The following is a 16,612-nucleotide window of genomic DNA, read 5'->3' on the forward strand; positions in this document are numbered from 1 at the left end:
GAGCCGACGGCCGGCTTCAGGAGTGGGACAGCCGCCCGGCGCCGCTCTGCCGGCGTATCCGCTCCTGCCCGCGCGCGGCGACCCGGTCCTGCCGCCGCACCCGGCGCCGCTCGCGCCGCAGGGAACGCGCCGTGCTGCTCGGCGTCGACACCACACCGTTGCGCTGGTTCCACACCTGACGGGTCACCCACACGTCCAGCGCGCCCCAGGTGGCCAGCACCGTGCTCACCACACTGCTGATCACCATGGGGAAGGCCAGCCAGGACCCCGCCATCGTGCACAGGAAGGCGACCATGGCCTGAATCAGCGTCACGGCGATGAAGAGCACCGCCCGTACGGCCGCCGTGCGCACGGGGTCGGGCATCCGGCGCCGGCGCGCGGGCTCCTCCACCCACAGGGGCCGGTAGGCCGTACGCGCGGGCCTCGATGGCGGTCTGCCCTCGGCGCCCCGGTCAGTCGGACGGACGCCCTCCGGCGCCGCGTCGAGGGACCTCGCCGCCGACGGGGCGCCACGCTCCGCCGACGCGTGACCTGCGTGCCCTTCCGCGCCGCCGAAGCGTCCAGCCGCTGCCGGGTTCCCGTTCGCGTGAACGCCGTGCTCCGGCGCCTCGGGTTCCTTCAGTGCCGTACCGCCCGCCGCCGCGCCGTCCTCGGGCGCTTCGCGCCGCTCCGCCGTGCCCATCACCGTGTCACTCCCCACCGCCAGCAGACCGCTCGCCTCCGGGTTAAGACCCTGCTCCCCAGTGGCTGCCCGGCTTGCGCTGATTTACGCAGCCCAGGTGCGGCATACGGCTCGCGTGACCGATTCCGCCCCCTATTCCCAATGAGTAGGACGCGTGACCTGCCCCGAAGATTCCCGAGTTGCGAAAAATTCTGGCCAACTCCTGTGCACGGCCGACGAGATCCGGCCGGGCCCCATGGATCGGATCCGAGGAGGCAATCTCCCACAATGCCCGGACAACGCACCATGTCTCGCCCTCGGTGCGGAAGTTCGCGTTCCGGACGGCTCTTCGAGATATCAGCGCGTCGGTAGTAGGCTCGCGCCGTTTGTTGACGCACATGTGTACCCCCTGCCGGTGGGGGTCCGAGCAGGGGGAGGCCATGCGCTTTCGCGGGAAGTCGATCCGCCGGAAGATCGTGGCGCTGCTTCTCGTGCCGCTGGTGTCCTTGACGGCTCTCTGGGGTTTCGCCACGGTCCTCACCGGACGTGAGGCGAGCCGTCTGTTCACCGTCTCGTCCCTGGTGGAGAAGGTCGGTTACCCCGTCGAGGACACGGTCCGCGTCGTTCAGCAGGAACGCCGCCAGACCCTCGTCTACTTGGCCGACCCCCGGGCCGCCGACGCGCTGTCCGCCCTGCGCCGCACCCGGGCCGCCACCGACCGGGCCATGGCGGGGATCCGCGAGAACGCCCGCGACCCGGACGTGCGCGACGTCCTGGATCAGGACGACGCCGAGGGCCTCACGGCCGTGCTCGACGCCTTCGACGGCATCGACGCGCTGCGCCGGAGCGTCGAGGAGGGCACGGTGACCCGGGCGCAGGCCCTCGGCCTCTACACCCAGCTGATCGACCCGTGTTACTCCCTGCTGGTCAAGCTGGACGTGGTCGACAGCGTGGAGATGGACAAGCAGTACCGGGCTCTCGTCGGCGTCGCCCACGCGCGGGAGCTGCTCTCCCAGGAGGACGCCCTGCTGGGCTCCGCGCTGGTGGTGGGCCGGCTCAGCCGCGGGGAGATCCGGGACGTCTCCGACCTGCAGGCCCAGCGGGAGGTGGTCTACGACATCAGCCTCGTCCAGCTGCCCACCGCGGAACGCGAGCGCTACGAGAGTTTCTGGAAGAACGCCACCACCGCACCGCTGCGCACGATCGAGCAGGCCGTGGTCGGCGCCACGCCCGGCGACCTGCCCCGCGGGGTCAGCGCCAAGAACTGGGACACCGCGGCCGGCGGCGTCCTCGACGAACTCGGCGCCCTGGACGAGCAGGCCAACGACCGCTATCAGGACCGGGTCCGCCCGGTGGCGACCGAGGTCATCGTCAAGGCGGTCGTCGCGGGCGTCTTCGGGCTGGTCGCCCTGCTGGTCTCGCTCGTGCTGTCCGTGCGCATCGGCCGGGGTCTCATCCGCGACCTGCGCCAGCTCCGGGTGGAGGCCCACGAGGCGTCGGGCGTGCGGCTGCCCAGCGTGATGCGCCGACTGTCCGCGGGCGAACAGGTCGACGTCGAGACCGAAGTGCCGCGCCTGGAGTACGACAAGAACGAGATGGGCGAGGTCGGCCACGCCCTCAACACCCTCCAGCGCGCAGCCGTCGAGGCCGCCGTCAAACAGGCCGAACTGCGCTCCGGCGTCTCCGAGGTCTTCGTCAACCTCGCCCGCCGCAGCCAGGTGCTGCTGCACAAGCAGCTCACCCTGCTCGACACCATGGAACGCCGCACCGAGGACGCCGAGGAGCTCGCCGACCTCTTCCGCCTCGACCACCTCACCACCCGCATGCGCCGGCACGCCGAAGGACTGGTCATCCTCTCCGGCGCCGCTCCGTCCCGGCAGTGGCGCAAGCCCGTGCAGCTCATGGACATCGTGCGCGCCGCCGTCGCCGAGGTCGAGGACTACGAACGCATCGAGGTCCGCCGACTGCCCCGCCTGGCGGCCACCGGCCCGGCCGTCACCGACCTCACCCACCTGGTGGCCGAACTCCTGGAGAACGCCACGGTGTTCTCCCCGCCGCACACCGCTGTGCAGGTGTACGGCGACCGGGTGGCCAACGGCTTCACCCTCGAGATCCACGACCGGGGCCTCGGCATGGCGCCGGAAGTCCTCCTGGAGGCCAATCTCCGGCTCGCCGAGACACCGGAGTTCGAGCTGTCCGACACCGACCGCCTGGGGCTGTTCGTGGTGAGCCGGCTCGCCCAGCGGCAGAACGTCCGCGTCTCCCTCCAGCCGTCGCCGTACGGGGGGACGACCGCCGTCGTCTTCATCCCCGACGCACTGCTGACCGACGACGTCCCCGACACCAACGGCATCGGGTTCCGGCTCGACCGGCCCCGGCCCCCGAAGGAGGCCGAGCTCGCGGAGAACCGCAAGTCCGCGCTGTCCCCGGCGTCGGCGCAGCTTCCCGGGGTGCCCGCCTCGCTGCTCGACGGGCCCATCGAGCTGGAGTCCCCCGTCGGCCTGGACGCCCTCGGCGAGTTCCAGGTCCCGCTGGCCGAGGACGACGACCAGGGTGTTCTCTTCCGCCCCCGTCGCTCCCTCACCCGCACCGACGGGGTGGAAGCCGACGTCGTCGACCAGCGCCGCAGGGCGCCCGGCGGACCGGGCGAACCCGACGGATCCGTCGGCGACGCCCCCGCCGCGCCCGTACCCCTGCTGCCGGGCCGCCGCACGCCCAAGCTGGTCAGCTCGCACGGACGTCCCGTCCCGGAGCAGCGGCTGCCGCGCGCGGACACGGACCCGGAGTTCCCGGCCCGGCCCGGCCCGCGCCGCGTCGACGACGGCGCGCCGGCTCCGCTGCCGTCGCGCCGGCGCGGCACGGCGGCACGGGTTCCCCACAGCGACGGCGCCGGCGAAGCCCCGGTGGCGCAGGAACACGTCGGCCGCGGCGCGCAGGAGCCGTCCGGGCCCGCCGCCCTGCCCCGACGCACCCGGCAGACCGGAGCCCTGTCCGGCGGCCCGGACGGCGACGCCGGCGAGCGCCGGGACGCGGCCCGGGACACCGGCTCCGGGACGGCGGCGCTGCCGCGACGCGTGCGCCAGGCGAACCTGGCCCCGCAGTTGAGGCAGGGCCCGGACCCGCGCGCGGAGAGCCCCGCCGACCCCGCGGACCGGGACGCCGACGAGGTACGCAGCCGCATGGCCTCGCTCCAGCGTGGCTGGCAGCGCGGCCGCGTGGAGAACGCCGCGGGCGACGACGCCCACAGCGGCACGGCACCACAACGAACCACAAAGGGGGACGGTCGATGACCGCACCGAAGACGACCGGCCACACCAGCATCAACGGCGAGCTGAACTGGCTTCTCGACGAACTCGTCGACCGTGTCGCCGGCATCCGCAAGGCCGTCGTCCTGTCCGGCGACGGTCTGCCGACAGGGGTGTCGAGGGACCTGTCCCGCGAGGACGGTGAGCACCTCGCCGCCGTCGCCTCCGGATTCCACAGCCTCGCCAAGGGCGTCGGCCGCCACTTCGAGGCCGGCAGCGTCCGCCAGACGGTCGTCGAGCTCGACGACGCGTTCCTGTTCGTCACGGCCGCCGGCGACGGCAGTTGTCTGGCCGTCCTCTCGGACGCCGACTCGGACGTGGGACTCGTGGCGTACGAGATGACGCTGCTGGTCAAGCGGGTCGGCGTACATCTGGGCACCGCCCCGCGCGCCGATCTGCCCTCGGGCGGGTAGTGGGATGGCATGAGCACAGACGGTCAGGGAACAAGTCACTGGTTCGACGACGAGGCCGGGCCGGTCGTCCGTCCGTACGCCATGACGCGCGGCCGCACCACCAGTGCCGTCCAGCATCGTCTCGACCTGATCGCGGTCGTCGTCGCGGAGCCCCATGCGCACGACGCGGAAGCGGACCCCTCGCTGTCCCCCGAGCACGTGGACATCGCGGTGCTGTGCCGCGACGCGCCGCAGTCGGTCGCCGAACTCGCCGCCGAACTCAACCTGCCCATCGGAGTGGTACGGGTCCTGATCGGCGACCTCGTGGACGCGGAGTTCGTCCATGTGAACCGGCCGGTGCCCCCGGCCGAGCTGCCCGACGAAAGCATTCTGCGCGATGTGATCAACGGCCTCCGAGCACTGTGAACAGCGTGGAAGCGGCGACGGCGGCGGATTCACCGCGCCACCCGGACGAGGAAGCCGTCGCCCCGACCGCTGACACCCACCCCGTCGTCCGACCGAACCACCGCCCCACACCCCCCATCAAGCCATCGAGCAGGAGAAGAGATCGATGATCTTCGGGCGTTCTGAGCGCGGCAAGCCCCCGGTCGAGCCCGTCACGCTCAAGATCCTGGTGGCCGGCGGCTTCGGCGTGGGCAAGACGACCCTCGTCGCCGCCGTCAGCGAGATCAAGCCGCTGCGCACCGAGGAGTACCTCACCGAGGCCGGACGTCCGGTCGACGACACCACCGGCGTGGAAGGCAAGCACACCACCACCGTCGCCATGGACTTCGGGCGTATCACCCTGCGCGAGGACCTGGTGCTGTACCTGTTCGGAACGCCCGGTCAGGAGCGGTTCTGGTTCATGTGGGACGAGCTCTCCGAGGGCGCGCTCGGCGCCGTCGTGCTCGCGGACACCCGCCGCCTGGGGGACTGCTTCGCCGCCGTCGACTACTTCGAGCGGCGCTCCATCCCGTTCCTCGTCGCCGTCAACTGCTTCGAGGGGGCCGCGCGTTACCCCGAGGAGGACGTGCGCGGGGCGCTCGACCTCGACGACGACGTACCGGTCATCCTGTGCGACGCCCGCGACCGGAGGTCGGTCAGGGACGTTCTGGTCGGCGTCGTCCAGCACGCGATGGACTACGGCGCCGAGCGCCGTGAGACCGTCACGACCTAGGCGCACGCGCAACCGGCACGGCCCGTGCCTCTGCCGGCCGGGACCCCGTCCCGACAGGGGCCGTCGGCGGCTGTCCCCCGTGCGGACCACGTACCCGAACGAGCCGCCCGGCCCACCACCCCGACTCGCCCCGCCCAGCGCTTTCGGGACGCCCGCAGGCAGGGCGTCGCGGCCTCGCTCACCGCACCGCGACCACCGCCGAGCCATGCCCGAACAGCCCCTGGTTGGCCGTGACGGCCACGTGCGCGTCCTCGATCTGGCGGTCGCCCGCCTGTCCCCGCAACTGCCAGGTGATCTCGCAGACCTGGGCGATGGCCTGGGCGGGCACCGCCTCCCCGAAGGAGGCCAGCCCGCCGCTCGGATTCACCGGTATGCGGCCGCCCGGCGCGGTCGAACCGTCCCGCAGCAGCTTGGCGGCCTCCCCGGCGTCGCACAGACCCAGGTCCTCGTACCACTGCAGTTCCAGGGCGGTGGACAGGTCGTAGACCTCGGCGAGGGACAGATCCTCGGGGCCGAGGCCCGCCTCCTCGTAGGCGGTCCGGGCGATCGAGGCGCGGAACGGCTCGGTGTCCGGGCCGGCCCCGCCGGCGGAGTCGGTCGCGATGTCCGGCAGGTCGAGCACCGTGTGGGGATAGCGGGGGGTCACGGTGGACACCGCCCTGATCCGCACCGGGTCCGTCGCCCCGTGCCGACGGGCGAACCCCATGCTGGACAGCAGCAGGGCCGCACCGCCGTCGGAGGTCGCGCAGATGTCCAGCAGCCGTAGGGGGTCGGCGACCACGGCGGAGGCGGCGACCTCCTCCAGGGTGACGCGCTTGCGGTAGCGCGCATACGGGTTCAGCGCTCCGTTGGCCGCGTTCTTGACCTTGACCCGCGCGAAGTCCTCCAGGGTGTCCCCGTGCACCGCCATGCGTCTGCGCGCGTACAGCCCGAAGTACGCCGGATTGGTCGCGCCGAGCGCGCGGAACCGCAACCAGTCCGGGTCGTCCGGCCGGTCCCCTCCCGCCGGGCGGAAGAAGCCCTTGGGCGCGGCGTCGGCCCCCACCACGAGCACCACCTCCGCCCGGCCCGCGAGGATCTGCGCCCGGGCCGCCTCGATCGCCTGCGCCCCGGACGCACACGCCGCGTACACGCTCGTCACCCGGGCTCCCTGCCACCCCAGCGCCTTGGCGAACGTCGCCCCGGCCACATAGCCGGGGTAGCCGCCGCGCACCGTTTCCGCGCCGACGATCGCCTCGACGTCCCGCCAGTCCACGCGCGCGTCCGCGAGGGCCGCGCGAGCCGCCTCGACTCCGTACTCGACGAAGCCGCGCCCCCACTTGCCCCACGGATGCATCCCCGCGCCGAGCACCGCCACATCCGAGGTCACGCCCCCACCTCCGTCGGCCGCCATCGCCAGACCGTCCAGGTCGTCTCCGCGTCCTCGTTGAGCACGCCCGGGACGACCTCCACCTCCATGCCCACCGTCAGGTCGGCGACGGTGATCCCGGGAACCGCCTGTCCCAGCACGACGATCTGCTCGGACTGCAGCTCCACAGCGATCAACGCGTACGGCTCCCACGGAAGTTCCGGGTCGGTCACGTAGGGTGACGGAGGGCGGTACCGGCTGTCCGTGTACGACCACACGCGTCCGCGCCGGGAGAGCGGGACCTCCTCCAGGTCACCGCTCTGGCAGCCCGGATCGCGGCAGTAGGCGTCCTCGCGGGGGAAGAAGACCGCCCGGCAGGCCGAGCAGCGCGTCCCGAGCAGTCGGAAATCCTCTCCCTCCCCGGTGAACCATCCGGTGACCACAGGTGTGCGTGTGCGCGACAAGGCCCCTCCCCACCTCGCTGTCTGACGACCCGTCAGGAGTGTGCCACGGCGGCGGGGAAATGGGCAGGGAGGAGACGTGCCACGACCCTCCACAGCACTGCGCGGCGTCTTCACCGAGCTCGCCTGCGTCGACCTCCCCGTCCGGCCAGGTTCCTCGCCGAGCGGCGCCGAGCCGCCTCCGTGCACCGTCCTCCGCAAGATCGGATACGCTCCGCCGCGTGTCCGAAACTCTGCACTCCTCTTCGAACTCCGCGCGCGACTCCCACTGTTCGAGTTGCGGAGCGCCCTACGGCGAGGGCGTCACCGGCTGGCCCCGCACCTGCCGGGTCTGCGCCACCGTGGCCTATCGCAACCCCCTGCCGGTGGCCGTCGCCCTCCAGCCCGTGTACGACGCGAAGGGCACCGCCCTGGTCGTCATCACGCGAACCATCGCTCCCGCGCGCGGGGGCATCGCCCTGCCCGGCGGCTACATCGACGACCGCGAGGACTGGCGGCAGGCCGTCGTCCGCGAGCTCCGGGAGGAGACCGGCATCGACGCGGCCTCCCGCGACGTGCGCCTGACCGACGCCATGAGCTCGCCCGACGGCCACCTGCTGTTGTTCGGCCTCCTCCCGGAGCGCCCGGCGGACCGCCTGCCCGCGTCCGCTCACACCGACGAGACCGAGGGCTGGCACCTGCTGCACCGGCCGGAGGAACTCGCCTTCCCGCTCCACACGCTCGCGGTACGGGCGTTCTTCGAGGGCCGCTACATCTGACGCCACCCCTCGCCGAGCCCGCGTACGCGGACCGGGTGGGACGGCGCGTGCACGCCGTCCTCACCCTGCCGCTCGACGACGATCCGCAGGCCCTCCCAGCGGGCGACGTACCGTTCGATCTCCGGCTCCTGCCAGCCGTCGCCCGCGTCCCGCACCACCAGACCCCCGCCCGTCCGCCCGCGCACCGGCGCCCACACCTCCAGCTCCAGCCCGCCGTCGTCGCCCCGCACCGGCAGCACGGCGCCCGCGCGCGCGAGCACCGGAACGCGTGACGGCGGGGCGTCCACGAGAACCCGCCCCGGCCCCTCGTACGCCCGGCCCGTCGCCGTGTCGTACCAGCGCCCCCGTGGCAGCCGCACCGCTCTCCGGCGGACGCCCGGCTCCAGCACGGGCGCCACCAGCAGACAGTCGCCCAGCAGGAAGGCGTCCTCGCAGTCACGCAACGCCCGGTCCCGGGGCGATCCCCACCAGGGCGGGCGCACATAGGGGGCGCCCGTACGGCTCGCCACGTGCGCCAGCGTCACGAAGTACGGCAGCAGCCGCCGACGCTCGGCGAGCACGCCGCGCGCGTGCTCCAGCACCTCGGCGCCGAACTCCCACGGCTCCCGCGGGCCCGCCGGTCCACCCGCATGCGTGCGGAACAACGGCAGATAGGCACCCAGTTGCAACCGGCGCAGATACAACTCGGGTGACGGGCCGGCCCCGCAACCGCCCACGTCCGGCCCGGAATACGGCACCCCGCACAGCCCGAGTCCGATCACCAGGGACAAGGAGGCCCGCAGTCCGGGCCACCCCGCTCCGACGTCTGTGCCCCAGGCGCCTCCGTAGCGCTGCAGACCCGCCCAGCCCGACCGGGAGACGACGAACGGCCGCTGCTCCGGGTCCAGCCTGCGCAGGCCCTCGTACGCCGCCCTGGCCATGCACAACCCGTACACGTTGTGCGCCTCGCGATGATCGCCCCCTCGCCCCTCCAGAGAGTGCCGAGCCGACCTCGGCAACGTCGGCTCCCCGAAGGCCGCGAACGACGTCGGCTCGTTCCGGTCGTGCCAGAAGCCCGCGAAGCCCTGCTCGATCCGCTCGGCGTGCAGACCGCCCCACCACTGCCGCACGCGCGCGTGCGTGAAATCCGGGAACACGCTCTCACCAGGGCGCCCCATGCCCTTCACGAGCCGCCCCGACGCATCCCGCACGAACACGTCCTCGGCGAGCCCGCCGTCGTACACGGCATGGCCCGGCACTGCCCTCACCGCCGGGTCCACCGCCGACACCAGGCGTATCCCGTCCCGCCGCAGCTCCTCGGCCAGTACCGACAGCTTCGGAAAACGGTTCCGGTCGACGGTGAAGAGCTGACGCCCGGCATGGTGGTCCACGTCCAGATGGACCGCGTCCAGCGGCAGCCCCCGCTCCTGGTGGTCCGCGACGATCCGGCGGACCCCCTGCTCTCCGCCCGAGCCCCGCCCCGCGTGTTGATGGCCGAAGGCCCACGCGGGCGGCACCGCCGGCGCCCCGGTGAGCGAGGCCCAGGCGAGGAGCACGCGCGCGGGAGTGCCCACCATCACCCAGCACCGCAACGGTCCGCCGTCCATCCGCACCTCACACGCCCCCGGCCGGTCGTGCCCGGAGCCCGCCCCCACCTCGCCCTCGCGCAGCACGACCGTGCCGTCCCAGGACGTGTCGTGGAACACCAGGTGGGTCCCCGCGTCGGCCACCACCAGCTGCACCGGCATCGTCAGGGACAGCGGATCCGATCCGGGACCGAACGCCCGCCGCGGACCGGTGTTCCACAGCCGGTACGTTCCGTCGCGCAGCCGCGGCCCCGACGCCCGGCCGCCGAGGCCGAAGAACCGCGCGTCGGCCGTCACCTCCGAGCGCTGCACCCACCGTGCCGCCCCGCCCTCCTGCTGCTCCCACCACCGGGGCGCCAGATCACGACGCAGCACCACTCCGCCCGGGGTGCACACCTCGACGGCGCCGTGCCGGGAGACCACGACCGTCACCCGTTCAGCGACCACCCGCCAGCCGCCGTCCTTGTCCGGCTCCAGCACCGCGCGCGGGTCCGGCTCCGGGCACGGCCCGGCCAGCGCGTACGACGGCTCCGGCTCCGCCCCGTCCCAGCCCCAGAACACCGCCCCGTTCACGGCTACGCGGATCGTGAGCTCGGACCGGCCGAAGCGGAGTGTCCCACCGCCGGGGCCCGGTCGCGCCTCCTGCATCGGGCCGGGCGCCCGTGCGCGCTCAGGACCCCGCGCCGGCAGCCCCTTCGCGTCGGCCCGCCTCCTGCGCCACGACGCCCTGACGGTGCGCAGTCCTTGGGCAGTCCCCGCGGAACCGACCGCCTTCATCGAACGCACCAGGTCACGACCGTCCATGCTGCTCACCTTGTCACTGACCGCGTCACGCGCGCGGGTCGTTCAACTGCCGTTCACCTGTGGCGGGAGCACATCTTCACGACACGGACTGTGGGGTGCCCACCCTGGTGCGGAAGTCGATCACATGGCATCGTCCGTGTCAGCCGCGTCACGCGCACCACCCCCTGCTCGTGCGCGGGCGACGCACACGACGCGCACAGTCCGGGAGCCCCTTCATGCCGACCGTGAACCCCGAGCCGCTCTGGCGGCCAGATCCGCAGCGAATGGCCGAGGCCCAGGTCACCCGATTCCAGACCTGGGCGGCCGAGCACCACGGAGCCCCCGCCGACGGCGGATATCCGGCGCTGCACCGCTGGTCCGTCGACGAGCTGGAGACGTTCTGGAAAGCCGTCACGCAGTGGTTCGACGTACGGTTCTCGACGCCGTACACGCGCGTCCTGGGTGAGCGCTCCATGCCCGGAGCCGCATGGTTCCCCGGGGGCACCCTGAACTACGCCGAGCACGCCCTGCGCGCGGCCGCCACCCGTCCGGACGAACCGGCGCTGCTCTACGTCGACGAGATCCACGCACCGAGCCCGGTGACCTGGTCCGAGCTGCGCCGCCAGGTCGGCTCACTGGCCGGTGAACTGCGTGCGCTCGGCGTCCGCCCCGGCGACCGGGTCAGCGGATACCTCCCCAACATCCCGCAGGCGGTCGTCGCGCTCCTCGCCACGGCCGCCGTGGGCGGCGTGTGGACCTCCTGCGCCCCCGACTTCGGCGCCCGCAGCGTCCTCGACCGCTTCCAGCAGATCGAACCGGTCGTCCTGTTCACCGTCGACGGCTACCGCTACGGCGGCAAGGAACACGACCGCCGCGCGGTCGTCGCCGAACTCCGCGCCGAACTGCCCACCCTGCGCGCCGTGGTCCACATCCCCCTCCTCGGGGCCGAACCGCCCGAGGGCGCCTTGGAATGGTCGGCCCTGACCAGCGCGGACACGGAACCCGTCTTCGAACAGGTCCCCTTCGACCATCCCCTCTGGGTGCTCTACTCGTCCGGCACGACCGGCCTGCCCAAGGCCATCGTCCAGTCCCAGGGCGGCATCCTCGTCGAGCACCTCAAGCAGCTGGGCCTGCACTGCGACCTCGGCCCCCAGGACCGTTTCTTCTGGTACACCTCGACCGGCTGGATGATGTGGAACTTCCTCGTCTCCGGCCTCCTGACCGGGACGACGATCGTCCTCTACGACGGCAGTCCCGGCCACCCCGACACGGGCGCGCAGTGGCGCGTCGCCGAACGCACGGGCGCCACCCTGTACGGCACCTCGGCGGCCTACGTGATGGCCTGCCGCAAGGCGGAGGTGCACCCGTCCCGCGATTTCGACCTCTCCCGGATCCGGTGCGTCGCCACCACGGGATCCCCCCTCCCGCCCGACGGCTTCCGCTGGCTGCACGACGAAGTCCGCCACGACCTGTGGATCGCCTCCGTCAGCGGCGGCACGGACGTGTGCTCCTGCTTCGCCGGCGCCGTCCCCACCCTCCCGGTGTACACCGGAGAGCTCCAGGCGCCCGGCCTCGGCACCGACCTGCAGTCCTGGGACCCAGAAGGCCACCCCGTCGTCGACGAGGTCGGCGAGCTCGTCGTCACCAACCCCATGCCCTCGATGCCGGTCCGCTTCTGGAACGATCCGGACGGCAGCCGCTACCACGACAGCTACTTCGACACCTATCCCGGCGTATGGCGGCACGGCGACTGGATCACCGTCACCTCACGCGGCTCCGTCGTCATCCACGGCCGATCCGACTCCACGCTCAACCGCCAGGGCGTGCGCATGGGCTCCGCCGACATCTACGAGGTCCTCGAGCGCATCCCCGAGATCAAGGAATCCCTGGTCGTCGGCATCGAACAGCCCGACGGCGGGTACTGGATGCCGCTGTTCGTGCACCTCGCCCCCGGCGCGGTCCTCGACGCGGCGCTCCTCGACCGCATCAAACAGGCCATCCGCGAGCAGCTCTCGCCACGCCATGTCCCCGACGAGGTCATCGAGGTGCCCGGAGTCCCGCACACCCTCACCGGCAAGCGCATCGAGGTCCCGGTCAAACGCCTCCTGCAGGGCACCCCGCTGGAGAAGGCCGTCAACCCCGGCTCCGTCGACGACCTCGACCTCCTGCACTTCTACGAGGACCTCGCCCGCAAGCGCGCCTGAGCACACCCCGCCGCACCGGCCCGACGCCACGGTGGTCCCGGCCTCGCCGAGTACGGCCGACAGACCCGGACCACCGCGCACGGGCCGGTGACCAGCGATTTCGGTGCTCCTAGCGTCAGCGGCAGTGTGCGAGCTCCCTCACTGTCAGTGCCGTCGATTACTGTGAGTGAGCATTGATCGACGTGCACACCAGGGGGAAACATGGCACGCACCGACCACCAGACCATGCGCCGAGTCCTGCGCCGCGAGATCGCCGGCACCATCGGCGTCCTCACCGACGAACACGACTTCCGTGCCATGCGGCGCTACCGCACGTTCACCTTCGACGACCACGCCACCTACCTCCAGCACGTCGAAGGCCTGCTCAGGACACGTGCCCTGCAGGGCAGCCACACCACGCTGGCCCTCTTCGACCCGCAGGAGTACGCCGACTACTGCGCCGCGAAAGGCCTCGACGCCGACGTCCCCGCCAACCGCACGCGCTTCACGGCCGAACTCGCGACCACCGGCCCCACCGTCCCCTACGAGGGCCAGCCCCTCGCCGACCTCCTGCCCGCCCTCGTCGACGAAGCCGTCCGACAGGCCACCTGGGAGTACGCGGCCACGCTGCTCGCCCGTCTCGGCGCCTGCGCCGGCTGCGGCGAGGACATCGGCCGCGCCGCCTTCACCCGCGCCTCGGACCTTCTGACCCGCATCCTCGACACGGCGCCGCCGGGCGACCGGCATCTCGTCTGCAGCGTCACCGGCACACCCGAAACGCTCGTCGCCGTCCTGCACGCCGACGACGAAGGCCACGACCCCGCCCCGCTCGACGACGCCGAGGCGCTCGAGTTCACCACCGTCCTCGCGCTCGGGCTCGCCACCCAGAGCCCGGGCGGACTGGTCATGCGCACCACCGCCCAGGGCGTCCCCGACCAGATCTACGGATGGCGCCTGCGCGGCGAAGGCCTCGAACCCCTGACCGCCGGCGAGGTCTTCGACGCCTACTGCACCGACGTCGAATCGGGCGACCTCATCTCGCCCGAGTCCGGTGTCGACTACTGCTTCCCGCCGGACCTCGGTCCGCAGGGACGGCCGTGGGGCCACACCCACTGACCGACGAGCGTCCGCCCACGCCAGGGGCGCTCCACCCGAAGGCGGAGCGCCCCTGAACGCCGCTCGTTCGCCGAGCGGTTGCGGCTACTCGCCGGACAGCACCGCCTGGGCGGCCTCGCGCGCTTCCTCCGCGCTGTCGCACGCACGCGCGGCGGCCGCGGCACGCTCGCACTGCGCCAGCGTGTACTTCGCCAGCGCACTGCGCACATACGGAATCGACGCCGACCCCATGGAAAGCGAGGTGACCCCCAGACCCGTCAGCACACACGCGAGCAGGGGATCGGCGGCGGCCTCACCGCACACACCGCAACTCCTGCCCTCGGCCTTGGCCGCCTCGGCGGACAGGGCGACGAGGTCCAGCAGCGCGGGCTGCCACGGATCCTGCAGCCGGGACACCGCGCCCACCTGCCGGTCGGCCGCGAACGTGTACTGCGCGAGGTCGTTCGTGCCGAGGGAGAGGAACTCCACCTCCTGCAGGATGGAACGAGCCCGCAGAGCGGCCGACGGGATCTCGACCATCGCGCCGAACTTCGCCCGCAGCCCGGCCTCACGACACGCGTCCGCGAATGCCCTGGCGTCGGTGCGGTCGGCCACCATGGGCGCCATCACCTCAAGGTGGACCGGCAGCCCCTCGGCGGCCCTCGCCAGCGCCGTCAGCTGCGTCCGCAGCACGTCGGGGTGGTCCAGGAGCGTCCGAAGCCCCCGCACGCCCAGCGCGGGGTTGGGCTCGTCGGCCGGAGTCAGGAAGTCCAGCGGCTTGTCCGCCCCCGCGTCCAGCACCCGCACGACGACGCGACCCTCGGGGAACGCCTCCAGCACCTGCCGGTACGCCTCGACCTGCTTCTCCTCGGACGGAGCGTTCTTGCTGTTGTCGAGGAAGAGGAACTCGGTGCGGAAGAGCCCGACGCCTTCCGCCCCGGCGTCCAGGGCAGCAGGCACGTCGGCAGGCCCGCCGACGTTCGCCAGCAGCGGCACCTTGTGGCCGTCGGCGGTGGCGCCCGGCCCGGTCGAGGCGGCCAGGGCCGCCCTGCGCTCGGCGGCCGCGGCTTCGAGCTGCGCCTTCTTCTCGTCACTCGGGTTCACGAAGACGTCGCCGGTGCTGCCGTCCACGGCGATCACCGTCCCCTCGGCGAGCTCGCCGGCCCCGGGCAGAGCCACGACGGCAGGCACTCCGAGCGCGCGGGCGAGGATCGCGCTGTGACTCGTCGGCCCGCCCTCCTCGGTCACGAAGCCGAGCACCAGCGTCGGGTCCAACAGCGCGGTGTCGGCGGGCGCCAGATCCCGGGCGACCAGCACGTACGGCTCGTCGCTGTCCGGCACCCCCGGCATCGGAACGCCCAGCAGACGGGCGACGATACGATTCCGCACGTCGTCGAGGTCGGCCACACGGCCAGCCAGGTACTCACCGGCGCCGGCCAGCAACTCGCGGTAGGCGGCGAAGGCGTCGTACACCGCACGCTCCGCGGTGCTCCCGACGGCGATGCGCCGGTCCACGTCGACCATCAGCTCGGGGTCCTGAGCCATCATGGCCTGCGCTTCGAGCACCGCCTGGGCTTCGCCCCCCGCCAGATTGCCGCGCGCCATCAGGTCGGCCGCCACGGCCTCCACGGCCTTGCGGGCGCGCCCCTGTTCACGCTCCGCGTCCTGCGCCGGGATCTGCTTGGCCGGCGGTTCCAGGACCGCCGTTCCCATGTGCCGAACCTCGCCGATCGCCACACCGTGACTCACGCCGACGCCTCGCAGCGTTGTCTCCATCTCACCCGTCTCCCATAGTGCGGCGGCTCCCGCCGCCGCGGTGGTTGTCCCATGTTCCGCTGCCGCCCACCGGGACGGCGTCGGCCTCACTGCCAGGAGAACAGGGCGTCGCCGGCCTTCACATCGCCGTCCTCGCGGAGGTCACCGAGCGAGTCGGCCGTGGCCTCCAAGGCCACGATCGGGCAGACCGGGGACTTGCCGGCGGCTTCCACCGCACTCGGGTCCCACCGCACGATGCCCTGACCGCGCGTGACGGTGTCCCCCTTGTTCACGAGGAGCTCGAAGCCCTCGCCGTTGAGCTGCACGGTATCGATCCCGAGATGTGTGAGAACGCCGTGCCCTTCGGAGTCGACGACGACGAAGGCGTGCGGGTGGAGGGAGACGATGACTCCGTCCACCGGTGCGATGGCCTCGGAGGGCTCGCGCACCGGGTCGATCGCCGTGCCCGGGCCGACCATGGCCCCGGAGAAGACGGGATCCGGCACCGCTGCCAGTCCGATGGCGCGTCCTGCAAGCGGGGACGTCACGGTGGTCATGGGAAGCCTCCCAGGGGTGGAGATGTACATGGGCCGTTACTGCCTGTCCAGGTCGGCGCACTGTGCAGCAGGGTATGTCATATGAAGTACCGGTTTCGCACGAGAACGGTCGATCCGTGGTCTAGACCACTAGCCTAGTCGATTTGCAGCAGCTCTGTGTCCCCGTGTACAGTCTTACTCCTGCTTCCGGGTGAGCGAGGCGATCGAGCACGCTCATGGAGCAGCACCCAAACTTGTCAGATCCTAATCTCTGGATCATCTTCTGCATGTCTGCAGGACGGTGGTCAGGAGGCCGGAAAAACCCTGATAGAGTTTGCAACGCAAGACCGAAGGGAAGCGCCCGGAGGAAAGCCCGAGAAGTTCGGGTGAGTACAAAGGAAACGTCCGTTCCTTGAGAACTCAACAGCGTGCCAAAAATCAACGCCAGATATGTTGATACCCCGTCCCCGGCCGTGAAAGCCGAGGATGAGGTTCCTTTGAAGTAAACACAGCGAGGACGCTGTGAACGGCCGGGCTCATTCCGCCTGGCTGTTCCGCTCTCGTGTGTGCGATCCCGATTACGGGAAAACATT

The 16,612-nt window shown here is 72.0% G+C and carries 13 protein-coding genes; 7 read left to right on the forward strand and 6 right to left on the reverse strand.

The window, feature by feature from the left end:
* Nucleotides 1–16 precede the first annotated feature (16 nt).
* Nucleotides 17–682: a hypothetical protein gene (locus tag ACFVYK_RS18425; protein WP_389774846.1), complete on the reverse strand. Its 666-nt coding sequence runs from the start codon at nt 680–682 to the stop codon at nt 17–19.
* 419 nt (nt 683–1,101) lie between these two features.
* Here ACFVYK_RS18425 and ACFVYK_RS18430 point away from each other — a divergent pair, with 419 nt between their 5' ends.
* The 4 genes from ACFVYK_RS18430 to ACFVYK_RS18445 all read left to right on the forward strand — a co-directional run bounded on the left by ACFVYK_RS18430 (nt 1,102) and on the right by ACFVYK_RS18445 (nt 5,535).
* Nucleotides 1,102–3,951, forward strand: a complete 2,850-nt coding sequence (locus ACFVYK_RS18430) for a nitrate- and nitrite sensing domain-containing protein (protein WP_389774849.1) — start codon at nt 1,102–1,104, stop codon at nt 3,949–3,951.
* Nucleotides 3,948–4,379 (forward strand): roadblock/LC7 domain-containing protein, encoded by a 432-nt coding sequence (locus ACFVYK_RS18435; protein ID WP_389774852.1) that lies wholly within the window; start codon nt 3,948–3,950, stop codon nt 4,377–4,379. Before ACFVYK_RS18430 ends, ACFVYK_RS18435 begins: the two co-directional genes overlap by 4 nt.
* A 9-nt stretch (nt 4,380–4,388) precedes the next feature.
* Nucleotides 4,389–4,784 carry a DUF742 domain-containing protein gene (locus tag ACFVYK_RS18440; protein ID WP_389774855.1) on the forward strand — a complete coding sequence of 132 codons (396 nt, stop codon included), beginning with the start codon at nt 4,389–4,391 and terminating at the stop codon, nt 4,782–4,784.
* Nucleotides 4,785–4,929: 145 nt separating this feature from the next.
* Nucleotides 4,930–5,535 (forward strand): ATP/GTP-binding protein, encoded by a 606-nt coding sequence (locus tag ACFVYK_RS18445; protein WP_389774856.1) that lies wholly within the window; start codon nt 4,930–4,932, stop codon nt 5,533–5,535.
* 178 nt (nt 5,536–5,713) lie between these two features.
* On the opposite strand, the gene ACFVYK_RS18450 is transcribed toward ACFVYK_RS18445, so the two are convergent.
* Together ACFVYK_RS18450 and ACFVYK_RS18455 are read right to left on the reverse strand one after the other, a co-directional pair.
* Nucleotides 5,714–6,904, reverse strand: a complete 1,191-nt coding sequence (locus tag ACFVYK_RS18450) for a lipid-transfer protein (RefSeq protein WP_389774859.1) — start codon at nt 6,902–6,904, stop codon at nt 5,714–5,716.
* Nucleotides 6,901–7,326, reverse strand: coding sequence for a Zn-ribbon domain-containing OB-fold protein (locus ACFVYK_RS18455; protein ID WP_389774888.1), 426 nt, complete (start codon nt 7,324–7,326; stop codon nt 6,901–6,903). Before ACFVYK_RS18455 ends, ACFVYK_RS18450 begins: the two co-directional genes overlap by 4 nt.
* A 239-nt stretch (nt 7,327–7,565) precedes the next feature.
* On the opposite strand from ACFVYK_RS18455, the gene ACFVYK_RS18460 reads away from it, so the two are divergent.
* Complete coding sequence (locus ACFVYK_RS18460; RefSeq protein ID WP_389774861.1) at nt 7,566–8,102, forward strand: NUDIX domain-containing protein; 537 nt, start codon at nt 7,566–7,568, stop codon at nt 8,100–8,102.
* Here ACFVYK_RS18460 and ACFVYK_RS18465 read toward each other — a convergent pair.
* Nucleotides 8,093–10,471 carry a glycoside hydrolase family 31 protein gene (locus tag ACFVYK_RS18465; RefSeq protein WP_389774863.1) on the reverse strand — a complete coding sequence of 793 codons (2,379 nt, stop codon included), beginning with the start codon at nt 10,469–10,471 and terminating at the stop codon, nt 8,093–8,095. The genes ACFVYK_RS18460 and ACFVYK_RS18465 overlap by 10 nt on opposite strands.
* Nucleotides 10,472–10,686: 215 nt before the next feature.
* Between ACFVYK_RS18465 and ACFVYK_RS18470 the strand changes: the two genes are divergently transcribed.
* Entirely contained in the window at nt 10,687–12,654 is a 1,968-nt protein-coding gene (locus ACFVYK_RS18470) for an acetoacetate--CoA ligase (RefSeq protein ID WP_389774865.1), read from the forward strand.
* Between the two features lie 201 nt (nt 12,655–12,855).
* Nucleotides 12,856–13,749 (forward strand): hypothetical protein, encoded by an 894-nt coding sequence (locus tag ACFVYK_RS18475; protein ID WP_389774868.1) that lies wholly within the window; start codon nt 12,856–12,858, stop codon nt 13,747–13,749.
* 84 nt (nt 13,750–13,833) lie between these two features.
* Here the strand turns inward: ACFVYK_RS18475 and ptsP are convergent, their stop codons facing one another.
* Nucleotides 13,834–15,504, reverse strand: coding sequence for a phosphoenolpyruvate--protein phosphotransferase (ptsP, locus tag ACFVYK_RS18480; protein ID WP_389774871.1), 1,671 nt, complete (start codon nt 15,502–15,504; stop codon nt 13,834–13,836).
* Nucleotides 15,505–15,590: 86 nt separating this feature from the next.
* A complete protein-coding gene (locus tag ACFVYK_RS18485) occupies nt 15,591–16,040 on the reverse strand; it encodes a PTS glucose transporter subunit IIA (protein WP_389774874.1) in 450 nt (149 codons plus the stop codon).
* Between the last annotated feature and the right edge of the window lie 572 nt (nt 16,041–16,612).

The sequence above is a fragment of the Streptomyces sp. NPDC058291 genome, assembly GCF_042880855.1.
In the GTDB taxonomy this organism is placed as follows: domain Bacteria; phylum Actinomycetota; class Actinomycetes; order Streptomycetales; family Streptomycetaceae; genus Streptomyces.